Below are 17,175 nucleotides of genomic sequence, written 5' to 3' on the forward strand. Positions count from 1 at the left end.
AGATGAACAAGAACTACACAATGGCCTCCCTGATGGTCGCGATCGCCATGATCGCGGCCTGGGAGTTTCTGCCGGCGCTTTTGAACATTCCGTCCTACATCATCCCGACCTTCAGCGAGACGATGAAGGAACTGGGCTACATGTACAGCAACAACGACCTGCTGGGCCATACCCTGTCGACCTTCCAGATGACGGCACTGGGGTTCATCATCGGCAGCGCGCTGGGCGCGGTGCTGGGCTTCCTGCTGGGTGCTTCCCAGCTCCTCGAGAAGGTCATATCGCCCTATATCCTGGCACTGCAGATCGCCCCGAAGGTCGCCTTCGCGCCGCTGTTCATCATGTGGTTCGGCTACACCGCCTGGCCCAAGCTGCTGGTGACCATCCTGATCGTGTTCTTCCCGATCCTGGTGAACGTGCTGCAGTCGATGAAGACCATCGACCGCGACCTGATCAACCTGGCGCGGGCCTACAACCTCAGCCGTTTCCAGATCTTCATGAAGATCGAGCTGCCCTCGTCGCTGCCGAACCTGCTGGCGGGCCTGCGCATCTGCGCCACCCTGGCGGTGATCGGCGTCACCGTCGGCGAGATGGTTGGTGGCAACATCGGCCTCGGCTTCCTGATCTCCTACGGTGAAGGCCAGGCGAACGCCGCCATGGTGTTCAACGCCATCGCACTGCTGACGCTGATCGGCATCCTGCTCTACAGCATCGTGGTCTGGATGGAGAACCGCATCCTGCACTACATTCCGAGGGCGGAGCACCGTTAAACGCGTAGGAGCGCCGCCCCGGTGCGAATCACCGCCGTGCCAACCCCGTTCGCCTCGAGGGCGAGGCTCCTACTGGATGACGGTCAGATCCCGCGTAGGAGCGCCGCCCCCGGTGCGAATCACCGCCGTGCCAACCCCGTTCGCCTCGGGGGCGAGGCTCCTACTGGATGACGGTTAGATCCCGCGTAGGAGCGCCGCCCCGGTGCGAATCACCGCCGTGCCAACCCCGTTCGCCTCGGGGGCGAGGCTCCTACAACCTTCGAATAATTCGATACCGCTCCCGCAACGCCTCGAGATCCTCGGGCCGGTCGGCATCCATCAGCACCCCCGGATCGTCCACTGCGATATGCATGCAGGCTTCAAGGTGGCGGTGGATTACCGACCGTGCCCCCTCCTCCCCTGCAGTTGACACAGCTCACCCCAGAAATCCCGCCCGAAGATCACCGGATGGCCGGCGCGGCCATGATATTCGGGCCGGACGATCCGATCCGCCGCGGCATGCTCCATCAGAACGCTGAAAGTGTCGGGTTCGATACAGGGCATATCGCCGAGCAGCACCGCCGCGGCGACCGCCTGCGAATGCTTCAACGCCGCAAAGCCATCGGCGATACTGAACCCCATCCCTCTGTCAGCATTCAGGGATCGCACCAACTTCTCATGCCCTATATGCATTGCTTCGCCATCGTCTTCTGAGCGCACCACGACGAAAACGGATTCGAAGAACGGCGAAACCGACGCCACCGTGGCTTCGAGCAGCGTCTTGCCGCCCTCCAGCTCGATGCCTCGCTTGTCAACGCCGAACCGCTTTGCGCGTCCCGCCGCCAGAACCAGGGCGACAATGCCCCTGTCATGCTGATTCATGCCCGTTGTCCTTCGATAGGTCCCGGTCAGTTTAACGCCGCACCCGGAAAGCAAAAAGCCGGCACGAGGCCGGCTTGGGTATTTCCAAACGAGAGGTCAGCCGGCGGCGATCATCCGCTCGGGGCGCAGCACCTCGCGCAGCTGGTCCGGTGCCATCAGGCCCTCCTCCTCGACCAGCTCCACCACGCTGCGATTTTCCTGCAGCGCGCGCCGGGCGATGCGGGTGGCGTTCTCGTAGCCGATATGGGGATTCAGCGCCGTGACGATGCCGATGCTGTTGTGCACCAGCGAGGCGCAGTGCTCGGGATTGGCGGTGATGCCGGTGATGCACTTCTCCTCGAACATCTGCATCGCGCGCTTGAGCAGGCGCATCTGCTCGAGGATGTTGTAGGCGATCAGCGGTTCCATCGCATTGAGCTGCAGCTGACCCGCCTCGGCCGCCATGCTGATCGCCAGGTCATGGCCCATCACCTGGTAGGCGACCTGGTTGACCGCCTCCGGGATCACCGGGTTGACCTTGCCCGGCATGATCGAGCTGCCCGGCTGCTGCGGCGGCAGGTTGATCTCGTTGATGCCGGCCCGTGGCCCCATGCTCAGCAGGCGCAGGTCGTTGGCGATCTTCGACAGCTTGATCGCCAGGCGCTTGAGCATGCTCGAGAACAGCACGAAAGCGCCCATGTCGGACGAGGCCTCGATCAGGTCCTCGGACTGGCGTAGCGGGATGCCGCTGATGCGCGACAGATGGGCGATCGCCAGGGTGCCGTAGCGCGGATCGGCGTTGATGCCGGTGCCGATGGCGGTGCCGCCGAGGTTGACCTCGGTCAGCAGCTCCGACAGCGAAGCGATGCGGCTGATGTCCTCGCCGAGGGTGCTGGCCCAGGCGCGGAACTCCTGCCCCAGCGTCATCGGCACCGCGTCCTGCAGCTGGGTGCGCCCCATCTTGATGACCTGGGCGAACGCCTCCGCCTTGGCGCTGAAGGCGCCGCGCAGCGACACCAGCGAGGTGACCAGGTCGCCGTGGCTCAGCAGGATCCCCAGGCGCACCGCGGTCGGATAGGCGTCGTTGGTGGACTGGGACAGGTTGACGTCGTTGTTCGGGTGCAGCGCCCGGTAATCGCCCTTCCCGCGGCCCAGGAACTCGAGGCCGACATTGGCGATCACCTCGTTGGCGTTCATGTTGGTGGAGGTACCGGCGCCGCCCTGGATCATGTCGACGACGAACTGGTCGTGGTACTCGCCGCCGATGATCGCCTGGGTCGCGGCCTGGATCGCCTGCGCCTTTTCAGGAGGCAGCTGCCCCAGCTCGGCGTTGGCCTGGGCCGCCGCCTGCTTGACCATCGCCAGCGCATTGATCAGGCGCGGAAAGTGCTGCAGCGTGACGCCGCTCAGGGCGAAGTTGTTGCAGGCACGCAGGGTCTGAATACCGTAATAGGCGTTTGCCGGTACGGGCAGTTCGCCCAGCAGGTCCTTTTCCAGCCGCACCGCGGCTACGGTCGGGTCCGACATCGTTCGTATCTCTCAAGGGTGGGTAGAAAAACCCGTCCGGAATCGCTATCAGTGCGGTGACTCCGGACGGGTGGCTTAAAAATGGTGACGCGTTAGGCGTGACAGGACGCCACCGCGGTATCCCGAAACGTAGGGTGCCGGTAAGCGAAGCGCACCGCACCATTACGCTCCGGATGGTGCGGTTCGCAGGCTCACCAGCACCCTACATCCGTGCCTTCGATTAACGCTCCACCGCTCCTGTACATCCTTGTACTCGCGGTATTAGTGCATCCATGCACGTCAATACAACTTCTTCTGCGGCGGGCCGGCGAAGTTGAGCGGGCCGACGCTGTGCATGTCGACCTCGATAACGGCCGGGCCGTCGATGGCGATGGCTTCCTTGATGGCGCTGGCGAACGCCTCGACCGAGCCGACCTGCCAGCTCGGCATGCCCATGGCGGTGCCGACGTCGCGGTAGTTCGGGGTGTGCAGTTCGTTGTAGTACTGCCGCCCTTCGAAGTAGTTGTTCTGGATGCCGCGCATGACGCCGTAGCCGCTGTCGTTCATCACGATCAGCACCAGATCGGTGTTTTCCTGCACCATGGTGGCCATCTCGCCGATACCGAGCATCAGGCCGCCATCGCCAACAACGGCTGCGACCTTCTTCTGCGGGTTGGCGATGGCGGTACCGATGCCGTGGGCCAACCCCAGACCGATGGCGCCGGCCAGCGAATGGATATTGCGGTTGGCGCCGTTGATCTCGAACAGGCGGCTGCCCCAGGTGCTGCCGGAGATGGTGATGTCGCGCACCAGGATGCCATCTTCGGGCAGCGCCTCGCGCAAGGCGGCGCAGATACCGGCGTAGTTGCCGATCTGATCGCTCAGCGCGCCAACGGCCTGCTCCACCGCCTCCGCCACCGCGCGGTCGTAATCGGCATCGATCTTCTGGCCGTCGGCCAGCGCATCGCCCAGGTAGGCCAGTGCCACTTTGGCGTCGGAGCAGATAAAGCGATCGGCACGGTAGTTGCGGTTCTGGGCCGCGGCGTAGGCGTCGATCTGCACCAGCGTCTTGCCCAGCTCCAGAGAGTAGCTCAGGGTCTCGTTGCTGCGCAGGCGCGAACCCGCGACGATCACCAGGTCGCTGTCCTTGAGCAGCTCCTTGACCTTCGCGCTGTTGTGGAAGGCACGCAGGCTGCGCGGATGGCTGTCCGGCAGAATGCCGCGGCCATGGGTGCTGGAGACCACCGGCACGCCCTTGTCCGCCAGCGCCTTCACTTCGGCCTCGCAGCCGGCGGCGCCACCACCGATCCAGAGCAGCGGACGCCTGGCGGCCTTCAACTGGGCCGTCAGGTTTTCCAGTTCGGCCGCCGCCGGCACCGGCAGGCTCGAAGGCTCGATCGGGCCGAGGTCGGCCGGCAGTTCGATCTGCGCCGCCTGGACGTCGATCGGGATCTCGATGCTGACCGGGCCCATCGGCACGCTGCGGGCGACGCGGATCGCCTCGCGGACGATGCCGGCGGCGGTCTCCGGATGGCTGATGCGGTACGCGGCCTTGCTGCTGGCCTTGAGGAAGGTCAGCTGATCCTTGGCTTCGTGGATGAAGCTGGCGTCGCGGTCGAGGTATTCGCGCTCGACCTGGCCGGTGATGTGCAGCACCGGGCTGGCGGCATTGCAGGCTTCGATCAGGGAGCCGATGGCATTACCGGCGCCTGCGCCGGTGCTGGTCAGGGCCACGCCGAGACCGGCGAAGCGGGCATGGGCATCGGCCATGGTCACGGAACCGGCTTCGCCGCGCGCCGGCACGAAGCCGATCCTGCCGCGACGGCCGATGGCATCGGCCACCGGCAGGTTGTGGATGGAGATCACGCCGTAGACGTTGGCAACGCCATGGGCTTCGAGGATACGGGCGACGACTTCGCCAACGGTGACTTGCTCAGACATTTTTTTCTACCTGTTCTATAGGGACAATCGGCTTACTCGGCCCAGGGGTTGGCGACGTCGCTCAGCCCCAGATAAACGCTTTTCTGCTGCATGTACTCGAGCACGCCCAGGCGTCCCTTCTCGCGGCCCAGCCCGCTCTCCTTGAAGCCGCCGAACGGCGCCGAAATGGAGAACTTCTTGTAGGTGTTGATCCAGACGGTACCGGCTTCGAGCTGACGACCGATGCGCCAGGCGCGGCGGAAGTTCTCGCTCCAGATGCCGGCCGCAAGGCCGAAGACGCTGTCGTTGGCCTGGGCCAGCAGGTCCGCCTCGTCGTCGTATTTCAGCACCACCAGCACCGGGCCGAAGATCTCCTCCTGGCAGACGCTGGAGTCGTTGCCAAGACCTGCGATGATGGTCGGCGCATAGTAGGAACCCTTCGCGAGATCTCCGCCGCTCAGGCGCTCGCCGCCGCAAAGCACTTTGCCGCCCTGCGCTTTCGCCTGCTCGACGAAGGCCGCGACGGACTCCAGGTGCGCCTCGTTGATCAGCGGGCCCATATGCACGCCCGGCTGCTCGGGGTGACCGACGCGCAGGTTGCGGGTCAGCTCCAGCAGGCGGTCCATAAAGCGGTCATAAACGGCCGCGTGGACGAACAGCCGGGACCCCGCGATGCAGGCCTGGCCCGCGGAGCTGAAGATGCCGTAGACGACACCCTTGGCCGCGAGCTCGATATCCGCGTCCTCGAACACGATGGTCGGCGACTTGCCGCCCAGCTCCAGCGAGGTCGGGATCAGCTTCTCGGCGGCGATATGCGCCAGGTGACGGCCGGTACCGGTACCTCCGGTGAAGGAGATCTTGCGCACCAGCGGATGGGTCGCCAGCGCCTCGCCGACCACCGAACCGCGGCCCGGCAGCACGCTGAGCAGGCCTTTCGGCAGTCCGGCTTCCTCGAACAGCCCGGCCAGCGCCAGTGCCGCCAGCGGCGTGGCATCGGCAGGCTTGAGGATCACGGCGTTGCCGCCGGCCAGCGCCGGGGCGATCTTCTGCATCTCGCTGGCGATCGGCGAGTTCCAGGGTGATCGCGGCGATGACCCCGATCGGCTCGTGCACGCTCAGGGTCATGAACTCGCCCGAGCGCTGGCTCGGCAGATCATCATCCAGGGTTTCGCAGGCAGCGGCGAAGTAACGCGCGGTGCCGGCGGCGCTCAGCACCAGGCCGCGGGTCTCGGCCAGCGGCTTGCCGTTGTCGCGCATCTGCATCGCAGCCAGCTCGTCGACCCGCCGGGTGATCAGATCGGCCACGCGGTAGAGGACCGCGGCCCGCTCGTGCGGCAGACGGTTGCGCCATTCGGGTGCCCGCCGAGGCGCGCTCGGCCGCCTGGACCGCCTCTTCGACATCCTCGGCGCTGGCGGTGGCAATCTCGGCATTGAGGCTGCCGTCCGCCGGGAAATGGGTGGCGCGTACCGGACCGCGTCCTTCGCGCCATTCTCCGCCGATAAAGATGGGCTTGACCATTTTCATGACCTCCTCAGATCAACAGGGAAGATGTGCTGTGGCGACAGGCTCTGACCACACTCAGGGCCGCCAGCGTCGATGTCTTGGGATTGCTTTCCAGCGGCAGGCCGGAGAGCTCGATGTTCAGCTCGCCGAAGCGGCCGCAGGCACGGATCTGGTGCTGGTTGCGGCATATGCCCGGATCGGCCATCAGCTCGACGCGGGTGTCATCCATACCGATGCCGGCCAGGGCGATGGTCGCCGCGACATTGGCATTGGCCGGAAACTGCAGCGCCGCTTCACGGGCGGTGCCGCGGTAAAACACGGTCGGTTCCGTAATACCGTCCAGATCCACCAGCGTCTCGGCCGGGCTGCCCTTCCAGCTTCTGGGGCTCTTGCGCGAGGTATAGACGACTTCGTCGAGACCGCCCTCTTTCGCCGCGGCGATGCCGTCGATACCGGCGATGGCACCGGCCAGGGCGTAAATGTGCGCGTTGCCGGCCACGGCCGCACTCTGCAGGCGATCCAGCAGGGCGTTGTCGGCGAAGGCGCCGACGGATATCACGCCCAGGTCCCAGCCCCGCGAGAGCACCGACTCGGCATGCTCACGGATCGCGCCCTGGCCCGCGCATTCGACGACCAGATCCGGGGTGCCGTCGCAGGCCGCCACTTCGCTGATCACGCACACCTCGTCACCCAGCTTCGCCCGGGTCGCGACGACGCTGTCGGCCGGCACCACCAGCCAGCGCAGCTTGAGATCTTCCGGCAGCAGCGCCACCACTTCCTGCGCCATGGCGCCGAATCCGATCATCATCAGTTGCTTCATTCGCGAGGCTCTCCTTATAAGTGACGGTTGAAGCCGCCGGACACATCCAGGGCCGCGCCGGTGGTGAACGAGGCCAGGGCGATGCCAGGAACACCAGCGCCCGGGCCGGTTCCTGCGGTCGGCCGAGACGCCCCATCGGAATGCCGCGTTTGGCGGCGATGCCGGCAATCCAGCTATCCCAGCCGAGGCTCCTGTCGCTGCGCGCCTCGAAGCGGCGGCGCCACTGCCCCGACTCGACCATGCCGAGCAGGATGGAGTTGACGCGAATGCCCTTGGCCGCGAATTCGTGGGCCAGCGAGTGGGTCAGGTTGAGCAGCCCCGCCCGCGCCGCCGACGTGGCGATCATGTGCGGTTCCGGCTGCAGCGCCAGCAGCGAGTTGACGTTGGTGATCGAAGCGCAGTCGGAGGCCTCCAGCAGCGGCAGGAAGGCCCGCACCGGATGGATCACACTGAACAGCTTCAGTTCGGCCTCGGCCAGCCAGTCCTCGTCGAGGGTTTCGTCGAAGCTGCTGACGCGGCCCTGGCCGGCATTGTTGATCAGGCAGTCTGCACCGCCGAAGGCCTCCCGCACCTGGGCGGCGAAGGCATCGACCTGGCTGCGATCGAGCACGTCGCAGGCAAAGGTCAGAATCCCGCTCTGCGGAAATTCTTCGCGCATCAGGCGCTCGGATTCGGCCAGTCGCTCGGGGTTTCGACCGCACCAGGCAACGCGGGCGCCTTCGGTCAGCAACAGCCGGACGGTTTCGAGTCCGATACCGGAGGATCCCCGGTCACCACAGCGACCCTGTTGGCCAGATTAAAGCTCATCGTTCACCTCCAGAAACTTCGGATTGACCCGCACGCAGCACCTGCGCGAATCCGGCGACCGCATCGCCGAACGCCTCGGGCGCATCGATATAGCTGGCATGCCCCGCCTGCGGCAGCGCCACGTACAGCGCCTTGCCGTAACGCTCGGCCAGGGCCACGGCCGATGCGGGCGGAGTGATGCTGTCTTCGTCGCCGCAGAGCACCAGCAGCGGCGGCCCCTCTGTTGGCAATGAGTCCGGCAGGTAGCGCCAGATATCGTCATGGGCCAGCAGCCAGGACGCGGCACTGAAGCCGGGCAGTTGCAGGCGCTGCATGCCGTCGGCCACCAGCGCGACCTTCTCGGCCGTGGCGCCCGGGGACAGCAGTGCCGCCGCGCGTGCCTGCGCCAGCCCGTCCGGCCCCAGCGCTTCGAGCATCGCCGGACGTTTGCGGAAAACCTCCTGCTGCGTCGCAGCGTCCGCCTGGCCGTAGCCCTGGGCGGGGTCCGCCAGCACCAGTCCGGCCAGCCGTTCGCCATAGGCACAGGCGAAGGCCGAGGCCTGCAGCGCACCGAGGGAATGGCCGACCAGCAACGGCCGCTCCAGGTCCAGCGCCTCCACCAGCCCCCGCAGCACCCGGGCATAATCCATCGCCGTCGGGGTTGCAGTATCCAGCGGCTCGCTGCCGCCATAGCCCGGCGCATCCCAGGCGACCACGCGGAAGCGGTCACTCAGGTCTTCGAGCTGGCGGACCCAGGAGCCAGAGCCCGAACTGATACCGTGCAGCAGCAGCAGGACCGGTCCCTCGCCCGCCTCGCGGTACGCCAGGCGGCGGCCATTCAGCTGCAGTGTCCGCAACGGAAAACGGCTTAGCTTGTCGATCAGCACGGACTCCGTCATGCTCAGCCCCGCTTGATCTTGGACAGCGGGTGATCTTGCGGGTAGGTCGGGATCTGCGGCTTCGGCGTACCCAGCATCACGCACATCAGCGCATCTTCCTGACCCGGGTTGAACAGGCCGCGATAGATACCCGGCGGAATGGAGATCAGGTCACGCTCATGCAGCGTGGTCTCGAACTTCTCGCCGTTATGTTCGACAAAGAGGTTGATCTTGCCGCGCAGCATGAAGAACACCTCTTCGACATCGTCGTGCACGTGCAGCGGCCCTTCGCACTGACCCGGCAGCACCATGGTCGAGAAGGTGAAGTGCTCGGCCGGCACGGTGTTGTTGTCGGCATTGACCCCGGTCGCCCCGGTGCCCATGTAACGCATCTGGGCACGACGATACTTGGGGTCGAAGTCGGCCTGGAATTTCAGTGCGTTGAAGTCGTAGGTACGCTCCTCGAAGCGGGCGATGCGGCCGTTCAGCCAATCACCCAGGGACTTGTCCTGCGGCTTGACCCAACCTTCGAATTTAACCGTCATGTTACTTTCCTCTTGTTAACGGCTCGGGACAGGCAATGGAAACCCTTACCCATTGAGCACGGGAGTTTTCGTTCGGGATCAGGAATGGGGTTCTAGTACTTGCGCACCAGCGGCAGCAGCACCAGCGATCCAACGATGGCGATCACCACCAGGAACATGATGCCGTTGTCGAAACTGCCGCTGCGGGTGACGATGTAACCCATGATCACCGGGGCCGCGGCACCGGCGAAATTGCCGAAGCCGTTGAAGACGCCGCCGGCGGTGGCACTGACATTGTCAGGGCTGACCCGGGCCAGCAGCGCGAACACCGACGCGACACCGAAGCCCCAGCTCATGGCGCTGACCGACATCGCCAGAATGGTCAGCATCGGGCTTTCGATCTGCGGCACCGCTGCCATGGCAATGCCGGCAACCAGCAGACCGGCGAAGACCTGGGCGGCACGCTTGCCGGTCTTGTCGGACAGGAAAGCCCCGGCGACTTCACCGATGAGCATGGCAATGAACGGCAGCGACGACAGCGAACCGAACTCCTTGAGGTTGATGCCCTTGGCCTCGATCAAGTAACTCGGCAGCCAGCCATTCAGGCCCCAGAGGTAGGTCAGCAGCGCCGTGTTGAACAGGCACACCGCCCAGAACGCCGGCGCGCCGAACAGCACCTTGCAGTTCTCGAGATGCTGCTGCCAGCCCATTCGCTTGCCGGCGTTGAGTTCGGCGCCGGTCTTGAGCACCACGTCACGCAGCCCGGCGACGACGACCAGCACCACCAGCAGCGTCAGGCCTGCCATGACGAAGAAGGTCATCTGCCAGCCGAAGTTGGCCAGAACATAGGCGGTGATCGGAAAGCCCAGGGCTGCACCGATCGGCGTACCGAGCAGGAACATGGTGCTCGCCCGAGCGATCTGATGCGGCTGGTAGCACTGCTTGACGATGGTGTAGGCGAGCGCGAACAGCGGACCTTCGGCGATGCCCAGCAGCACACGCAGAACCAGCATCTGCTCGTAGCTCTTGGCCATGCCCATCAGCGCCATCAGCAGACCCCAGAGCACGACACAGGCGGTGAGGCATTTTTTCGGATTGACCAGGTCGCCGGCCACGCTGAGAAAAATCGACGAGAAGCCGTAGGCCAGCAGGAAGCTGGTCATCAGCCAGCCGAGGGCGGTCTTGTCGCCACCGATCCCCATCGCCGTCTGGAACGAGGGGTCGGAGAACAGCACCGCGATGCTGATCTTGTCGAAGAACGCCAGTACGACGCAGACCATCAGGACTGCTGAAATCGACCAGTGTTTCAGGTTGGAGCCTGTCCGCGACATGCCCTCGACCGCCATTTCACCCTTCAAAGTTTGCATATTAGTACCTGTTTATTCTTATGGCGTCGGAACGCACGGATTAAGGTTTCAGCTGCATCAGGTTTTGCGCGGGATCCGCCAGCATCTCCGGCGGCAGCTGCATGCCCGCCTTGATCCAGCGCTTGCCGAGCTTGATCAGTTTCGGGTCGTTGACCGCGATCAGCGACTCGAGCCGGTTGTCGGCATCCAGGCGGATAAAGGAGACCTGATCGTTGCCGCAGACGCGGCGGATCTCGGTACCCTCGCCGTTGCCCGCCGCGCCCAGGATCTGGATGTTGCAGTGATACTGATCCGACCAGAGCCAGGGAACATCGGCATAGGGCGTTTCCTGGCCCAGCAGTGACAGTGCCGCCGAGATCGCCTGGTTCTGGGCATTGGCCCAGGACTGGATGCAGTAGCCGAGTTCCGGGTGGATGGCGACGTCGCCGGCGGCATAGATGTCCCGATCCGAGGTCCGGCCGCAGGCGTCGACCACCAGACCGGAAGTGGTCTCGAGACCCGCTTCGCGCCCCAGCTCCGAGGCGATTTCCGCCCCGGCACCGACCACCACGGCGTCGAAACGGCCGGCCGGCGTACCGGCCAGCGACAGTTCGACGCCGCCGCCGGCGGCCGGCTGCAGATCGATGGCGCCGCAGCTCAGGCGTACGTCGACGCCCTGGTCGCTGTGCAGCCGGTAGAGGAAATCGGACACATCGGTACCGACGCTGCGGGCACACAGGCGCTCGCCCAGCTCGAACAGCGACACCTCGAGGCCCTGCTTGCGCGCGGTCGCGGCCACTTCCAGACCGATCCAGCCGCCGCCGATGATCGCCATGCGTCGTCCCGGCTCCAGCTCCTCGCCCAGGCGCCGGGCATCGTCCAGCGTACGGACGGTGTAAACGCCGTCGAGCTCGGCCCATGCCTTGACCGGCACGCGGGCACGGCTGCCGGTGGTCAGCATCAGCTTGTCGTAGCCCAGCACCTTGCCGCTGGCCAGACGCACTTCCTTGCGCTCGCGGTCGATGGCGACGGCGGTGTCGGGCTTGTGCCATTCGATGTTCATCGCTTCGATGGCGTCGGCCGGGAACAGCAGGGTCGAGGCCGCATCCATTTCGCCGGCCAACACCTGCTTGGACAACGGCGGGCGCTCGTAGAACACCTGGCTCTCGTTGGAAACCACCGCCAGCGTGCCGTCGAATCCGTTCTGCCGCAGCGTGTGCGCCGCCCAGGCGCCGGCCTGGCCGGCGCCGATTATCAGAATGCGGGAAATGCCGTTGCTCATGGGGTTAACCTCTCTCTTTATCTGCACTGGATTTCAGACCGGACAGGTCCGTGCATCGGGCCGTCAACCGACTTGCTTGACGACCTGGCGGCGGGTCGTGCCGTCGAGACCGCCTTCCACAGCCCATTCGGTGAAGGTTTCCAGGCTGTGCTGCAGCGTGCGGGGCTGCCAGGCTTCGGTCAGGTAATCGTCGTTGGTGTAGTACTCGAAGGCGCCGCCGAGCGGACTGTTGACGTACCAGAAATAGGCCGAGGAGATCGGGTGACGTCCCGGACCGATAAAGGTGGACCAGTCCCTGCGGTTCATCGCCAGGCCGCCGCCGATCACCTCGTGAATGTCGCGCACGGTAAAGGCGACATGGTTGAGGCCGGCCGGCTTGTTCGGCACATGCAGCAGGAAAAGGTCGTGGTGATGGCCCTCCTTGCCGGCGCGCATGAAGACGCCCTTGCCGACGTAGCGGTCGGAGGCGCGGAAACCCAGCTTCTCGCCGTAGAAGGCCTCCATCGTCGCCAGATCCTCGACGAAGAACACCACATGACCGATACCGATCGGCTGGGCGCGTTCGTAGACGGGGCTCGGCGCGTCGACGCGGCGGATATCACCGTGCTGGTTGATGCCCGGTACCTGGATCTCCACCGTTTTCTGCGTCGACACCTCGAAGCGCAGGCACATGCCCTGGGGTCCCGGCAAGTGACCGAGTCGGCGTCGCGGGCGAAACCCGGTTCATCGGCCAGGCGCCCGGCCAGCTCGTCGAGGTCCGCGGACTGCTCCACGCCCCAGACCAGGGTGCGCAGCGTCGAACCGCCCTCGAAGGCCGGCGGCAGGCGGGTGTCGTTCTTGTCGAACAGGTAGACACGGCTCTGGTTTTGGGTGCGGTACAGGTCCGCATCCTGGACGTCGGAGGCTTCGGCGCTGAGGCCGAAGTCGCCCAGAAAGCGACGGGCTTTCTCGACGTCCTCGACGCCGAAACGCAGTTCCTCGATTCCCTTGATATTCATACTTTCTCTCCGGGCCAATCAGTTGAAAACGAAGCCGCCATTGACCGGCAGCGTCTGGCCGGTGACGAAGCCGGCCAGGTCCGACAGCAGATAAAGCACGCTGCCGGTGACATCTTCGGGCACTTGCTCACGCGCAATGGCGCGGCCGTTGACGTACAGGTCGTGACGGTCCTGCGGCACGTATTCGGTGGCCTCGCACAGCGTCAACCCGGGACAGAGGGTGTTGACGCAGATATTCTTCGGCCCCAGCTCCCGCGCCATCGAACGGCTCATGCTGATAACGGCCCCCTTGCTGGCGACGTAGGCCATCAGCCGCGGCGCGCCCCAGAGCGCGGTATCGGAGGCGATGTTGACGATCCTGCCGCGGCCCGAGGCGGCCAGGTACGGCACCATGGCACGGCTCATCAGCCAGGTACCGCGGACGTTGACCGTCGCGACTCGGTCCCAGGTATCCAGTTCCAGCTCGCACATGTCCGGGCCGCCGATGCCGGTGGCAATGGCACCGCAGTTGACCAGGCCATCGACCGCGCCGAGGGTCTCGCCGGCGAATTTCGCCACCGCGTCGATGGCATCCGGGTCGGCCAGGTCCAGCCGCACTGCTGTGGCATCATGACCCTGCTCGGCCAGTGCCCGGGCTTCCTCCGTGACCAGCTCGTCGAGAATGTCGGCCATCACCACCCGGGCGCCTGCCGCGCAGGCACGGCGGGCGAAGTCCAGCCCCAGCCCGCGGGCGGCACCGGTGATCAGCAGGCGCTTGCCTTCGAGCAGCTTATTCATCGGTCACCGCCTCGATCCGGGCCAGCTGTTTCTGCGCCATCTTCTTCATCATCCGACGCAGCCTGGAGAGGCCGACATCGTGCTGGTAGAGGAATTCGTGATCGCGGGCGTTCGGCGCCATCTGCTCGAGAATGATCTGGTCCTGGACCAGGACATCCCAGTGCAGCTTTTCCAGACGGTTGCGGTAGAGGAAGCGCCAGGTATCGCGCTGCCAGCCCTGCACCTTGCGGGCGCGCCAGAAGAAGACGCGGGTATGGTGCTCGTCGATCGGCGTCGCCTGGCCGACGATCCAGAACTCGCCGCCGGGGCCGAATTTCTGCTGGTACGGAATCGACAGGCGCAGCCAGAAGGTGCCGCTGTCGCCGAACTCGACCCAGTCGAAGTTGACGCCGCTCTGGCCCACCTTCTCGAACTTGAAGCCATGTTCGGTATCGACCACGCGCATGTCGGCGCTGCGCTCGCCCTCGGACATCGAGTGGGAGGTGCAGTGCAGGTAGGTGCCGTGCATCGGGTCCATGACATTGTCGACCGCGTAGCGGTAGTTGCAGGCCCAGTCGGCGGTGCAGAGAAAGCTGCTCCACTCGGGGCTTTCGAGCTGCTCCGGCAGCACCAGGTCGGCCGGCGGCGCGTCCGGATCCAGGCCGAACCAGACAAAGATGGCGCCGTGCTTTTCGATCACCGGATAGGCGCGCACGCAGTTGCTGCCGGTCATCGGGCAGTTGCTGACAGCCGGCACGTCGGCCACTTCGCCGTCGCCTTTGACTTCGACGCCGTGGTACCAGCAGGCCACGCGGTCGCCGAGGTTCCAGCCCAGGGACAGGCGCGCGCCGCGGTGCGGGCAGCGGTCCTCGAGGGCATGGACCTGACCTTCGCGGTCACGCCACAGCACGATGTTGTCGCCAAGGCGGGTAATGCCGACCGGGCTGGTGGAGACTTCCCAGCTCGCCACGACCGGATACCAGAGATCGCGCAGGCCGCGGTCCATGTAGCTTTCGAGAGATTGTTTGTCGTTCACGTCAGACCCCTTGATTCTCAGTAACCCAGTCGCGCCATCTCGGCCTGGAAGCTTTCCGCCGTCCAGAACGCCGAGTTTTCGGTGCGCGAGCCCCGTGCGTTCAGCGCCTCGACCAGCGACTCGAGTTCGACCACGCCGGTGGCGAAGATCGCTTCGAGGTGCTCGACCAGTGCCTGCTCGTAGCGGCTGGGCTCACGGTGGCGGGTCTGCCAGATGATGTTCCCGGTCCTGCCGGGCACCTGGATATTGTTGATGCCGGCCTCGGTGCAGGGCTCGTTCTTCAGCCAGGTGGCCAGCTTCGGGTTGTAATCGGTCATCGGCAGTCTCCTCAGGCCAGTTGCAGCTGAATGTCTTCGCCTTCGACCCGAACCGGATAGGTCACCAGGTTGCGGCAGCCCGGGCCGCTCTCGAGCTTGCCGGTGGGGATGTCGAAGATCGCCTCGTGCAGCGGGCACTCGACGGTACGGCCCTCGATAAATCCCTGGGTCAGCAGGGCATAGGCGTGGGGACAGATGTCTTCGATGGCGTAGAAACCGTCTTCGACCTTGAACACACCCACGTCCTTTTCCTCGACCTTGACTGAAAACGGGCTGTCCTCCGTTACCTCGCCCACCTTGCAAACTGACACCCAATTCATCTCGATCACCCTTTGTTTTATATATAAACGTGCGTCTTACATACGAACACAAAGTTACTCTGTGAAATTCGATGCGTCAAGCCGCCATGGCCCCGAAAAATGTCGGGGTATCGCACTCAGGCCCGCGCCGGAAGCACCAAAAAGGGCATTATTTCATTTAAATCAAAAGGATAGGTTTTGAAGGACGGTCAGAAGCAAAGGCTGAAAAAAGACAACAGGGCGAGGAAAGGTCAGCGGAGGACGTTCACATAAAGACCAGATTGATCATATATGAAACAAAAACAACACAGGGTGGGTCAGGCGCGCTATCTACCTGCCATCATCCGGCAGGGATTTCGGGCGCGTCGTAACCCACCATGGAGGTAAGGGTTGCACAAGGGGGAATTGGAGGACGCCGGGCCGGCTGAGCGCAGGCTCCCGGAATTCGCACACTCATTCCAGGCTACGCCCTAACACAGAGCCAACGGTGGGTTACGCGACGCCTGGGAGCCTGTCTGACTTAGCCGGTCGTAGCGAGGGAAAGTCCGTTTTGAGTCAATTTTTGAGCGATTTTGCGGCGAATAGTGGTTCTATTTAACAAGAAAGCGCTCAAATAATGGCCAAAATCGGCTTTTCCGCAGAAGATCAATGTTAAGTCCGACAGGCTCCTAGGCAACGGAGGTGTCCGGAAGAGAGTATCGGTGCGTCGCTAACCCACCCTCCTCCGCTGCGGCGGGGAAAGCGTCAGAGCTGCGAGGAGTGCAGACTCAGGGTACGGGAGAGCTCCTTCGACGCAGTGATGACCTCGTCCCGGATGCGGCCGTCGAACTCTTCGCGGCTCAGGCTGCCCAGTGGGCAACTGACCGACACGGCTGCGACGATGCGATTGTCGTCCACGCTGTGGATCGGTGCGGCACAGGCCGCCATGCCGGGGTTGAAGTACCCCAGGCAGTGGCCGCAGGCTGGTTGCGAAAGCTTTTCACCCGTTCCAGCAGACTGTCGATATTGGTCGGTGTCTGTTCGGTGAAGCGCTGGAAGCTGAAGTCCCGGTAGATCTCGCGCAGCTTCTCTTCCGGCAGGCTCGACAGCATCAGCTGCCCGACGGCAGTGGCATGTGCCGGCCAGCGGGTCCCGACGGATACCGTGCTGGTGAAGGGGCCGGTCGCCTGGAAGCAATCGACGATCACGACATCGCGTCCCTCGCGCACCATCAGCTGACAGGCAAGGGTCGTGCGGTTGCGCAGGGCCTCCAGAATGGGCCGCGACGGCTCCAGCAGGTCGAGGCTGGAGAGAAACTGGAAGCCAAGATCCAGTACCCGGGAACTCAGGGTATAGCGATTGGTATCGGCAATACGGCGCAGAAAGCCGCAATGCTCGAGGGTATGCACCAGACGGAAGGTACTGGAGCGATTCACCTCTATTGCTTCGGCCAGTTCCGAGATCGACAGCTCCCGCCTGTTTCTGCTGAACTGCTGCAATACGGCCAGTCCGCGCACCAGGCCCGGCACTATATAACGGTCATCTGTTTCCATGATTTTCCGACAAGGCTGAAACGACCTGCGATTGGAGCACGAGGCCCCCGGACTGTCAAACGAA

General features: G+C 64.4%; 17 protein-coding genes and 1 pseudogene. 1 reads left to right on the forward strand and 17 read right to left on the reverse strand.

The genetic code is table 11. From position 1 onward, the window contains the following. Window positions 1–2: 2 nt before the first annotated feature. Window positions 3–767, forward strand: coding sequence for an ABC transporter permease (locus ACFQDL_RS06945; RefSeq protein WP_379908380.1), 765 nt, complete (start codon window positions 3–5; stop codon window positions 765–767). 375 nt (window positions 768–1,142) lie between these two features. On the opposite strand, the gene ACFQDL_RS06950 is transcribed toward ACFQDL_RS06945, so the two are convergent. From ACFQDL_RS06950 to ACFQDL_RS07030, 17 genes and pseudogenes are all read right to left on the reverse strand, one after another. After that, the gene (locus ACFQDL_RS06950) at window positions 1,143–1,628 is read right to left on the reverse strand and encodes a nucleotidyltransferase family protein (protein ID WP_379908381.1); all 486 of its coding nucleotides are present in this window, start codon (window positions 1,626–1,628) and stop codon (window positions 1,143–1,145) included. Between the two features lie 96 nt (window positions 1,629–1,724). Beyond that, entirely contained in the window at window positions 1,725–3,134 is a 1,410-nt protein-coding gene (locus ACFQDL_RS06955; RefSeq protein WP_379908382.1) for an aspartate ammonia-lyase, read from the reverse strand. A 279-nt stretch (window positions 3,135–3,413) separates the two neighbouring features. After that, the gene (locus tag ACFQDL_RS06960; protein WP_379908383.1) at window positions 3,414–5,054 is read right to left on the reverse strand and encodes a thiamine pyrophosphate-binding protein; all 1,641 of its coding nucleotides are present in this window, start codon (window positions 5,052–5,054) and stop codon (window positions 3,414–3,416) included. 32 nt (window positions 5,055–5,086) lie between these two features. Continuing rightward, a pseudogene (locus ACFQDL_RS06965) lies at window positions 5,087–6,464 on the reverse strand (aldehyde dehydrogenase). Window positions 6,465–6,565: 101 nt separating this feature from the next. Further along, on the reverse strand, window positions 6,566–7,342 hold the full coding sequence (locus tag ACFQDL_RS06970) for an aspartate dehydrogenase (protein ID WP_379912936.1): 777 nt from the start codon (window positions 7,340–7,342) through the stop codon (window positions 6,566–6,568). Then, window positions 7,224–8,087 (reverse strand): SDR family oxidoreductase, encoded by an 864-nt coding sequence (locus tag ACFQDL_RS06975; RefSeq protein WP_379908384.1) that lies wholly within the window; start codon window positions 8,085–8,087, stop codon window positions 7,224–7,226. Before ACFQDL_RS06975 ends, ACFQDL_RS06970 begins: the two co-directional genes overlap by 119 nt. A gap of 73 nt (window positions 8,088–8,160) precedes the next feature. Then, complete coding sequence (locus tag ACFQDL_RS06980; protein ID WP_379908385.1) at window positions 8,161–9,042, reverse strand: alpha/beta fold hydrolase; 882 nt, start codon at window positions 9,040–9,042, stop codon at window positions 8,161–8,163. A gap of 2 nt (window positions 9,043–9,044) precedes the next feature. Continuing rightward, window positions 9,045–9,566 (reverse strand): cupin domain-containing protein, encoded by a 522-nt coding sequence (locus ACFQDL_RS06985; RefSeq protein ID WP_379908386.1) that lies wholly within the window; start codon window positions 9,564–9,566, stop codon window positions 9,045–9,047. 92 nt (window positions 9,567–9,658) lie between these two features. Further along, window positions 9,659–10,912, reverse strand: coding sequence for an MFS transporter (locus ACFQDL_RS06990; protein WP_379908387.1), 1,254 nt, complete (start codon window positions 10,910–10,912; stop codon window positions 9,659–9,661). 40 nt (window positions 10,913–10,952) lie between these two features. Next, window positions 10,953–12,173, reverse strand: coding sequence for an NAD(P)/FAD-dependent oxidoreductase (locus ACFQDL_RS06995; RefSeq protein ID WP_379908388.1), 1,221 nt, complete (start codon window positions 12,171–12,173; stop codon window positions 10,953–10,955). Between the two features lie 63 nt (window positions 12,174–12,236). After that, window positions 12,237–12,845: a VOC family protein gene (locus ACFQDL_RS07000; protein WP_379908389.1), complete on the reverse strand. Its 609-nt coding sequence runs from the start codon at window positions 12,843–12,845 to the stop codon at window positions 12,237–12,239. A 344-nt stretch (window positions 12,846–13,189) separates the two neighbouring features. Then, a complete protein-coding gene (locus tag ACFQDL_RS07005) occupies window positions 13,190–13,948 on the reverse strand; it encodes an SDR family oxidoreductase (protein WP_379908390.1) in 759 nt (252 codons plus the stop codon). Then, complete coding sequence (locus tag ACFQDL_RS07010; protein WP_379908391.1) at window positions 13,941–14,963, reverse strand: aromatic ring-hydroxylating dioxygenase subunit alpha; 1,023 nt, start codon at window positions 14,961–14,963, stop codon at window positions 13,941–13,943. Before ACFQDL_RS07010 ends, ACFQDL_RS07005 begins: the two co-directional genes overlap by 8 nt. 17 nt (window positions 14,964–14,980) lie before the next feature. After that, a complete protein-coding gene (locus ACFQDL_RS07015) occupies window positions 14,981–15,280 on the reverse strand; it encodes a recombinase-like helix-turn-helix domain-containing protein (protein WP_379908392.1) in 300 nt (99 codons plus the stop codon). Window positions 15,281–15,291: 11 nt separating this feature from the next. Then, entirely contained in the window at window positions 15,292–15,600 is a 309-nt protein-coding gene (locus ACFQDL_RS07020; protein WP_379908393.1) for a non-heme iron oxygenase ferredoxin subunit, read from the reverse strand. A gap of 723 nt (window positions 15,601–16,323) precedes the next feature. After that, on the reverse strand, window positions 16,324–16,449 hold the full coding sequence (locus ACFQDL_RS07025) for a hypothetical protein (protein ID WP_465263952.1): 126 nt from the start codon (window positions 16,447–16,449) through the stop codon (window positions 16,324–16,326). Further along, window positions 16,419–17,111, reverse strand: a complete 693-nt coding sequence (locus ACFQDL_RS07030; protein ID WP_379908395.1) for an IclR family transcriptional regulator — start codon at window positions 17,109–17,111, stop codon at window positions 16,419–16,421. The genes ACFQDL_RS07025 and ACFQDL_RS07030 overlap by 31 nt, the downstream gene beginning before the upstream one ends. Between the last annotated feature and the right edge of the window lie 64 nt (window positions 17,112–17,175).

It is taken from the genome of Marinobacterium aestuariivivens, from assembly GCF_042661465.1.
Lineage (GTDB): Bacteria > Pseudomonadota > Gammaproteobacteria > Pseudomonadales > Balneatricaceae > Marinobacterium_A > Marinobacterium_A aestuariivivens.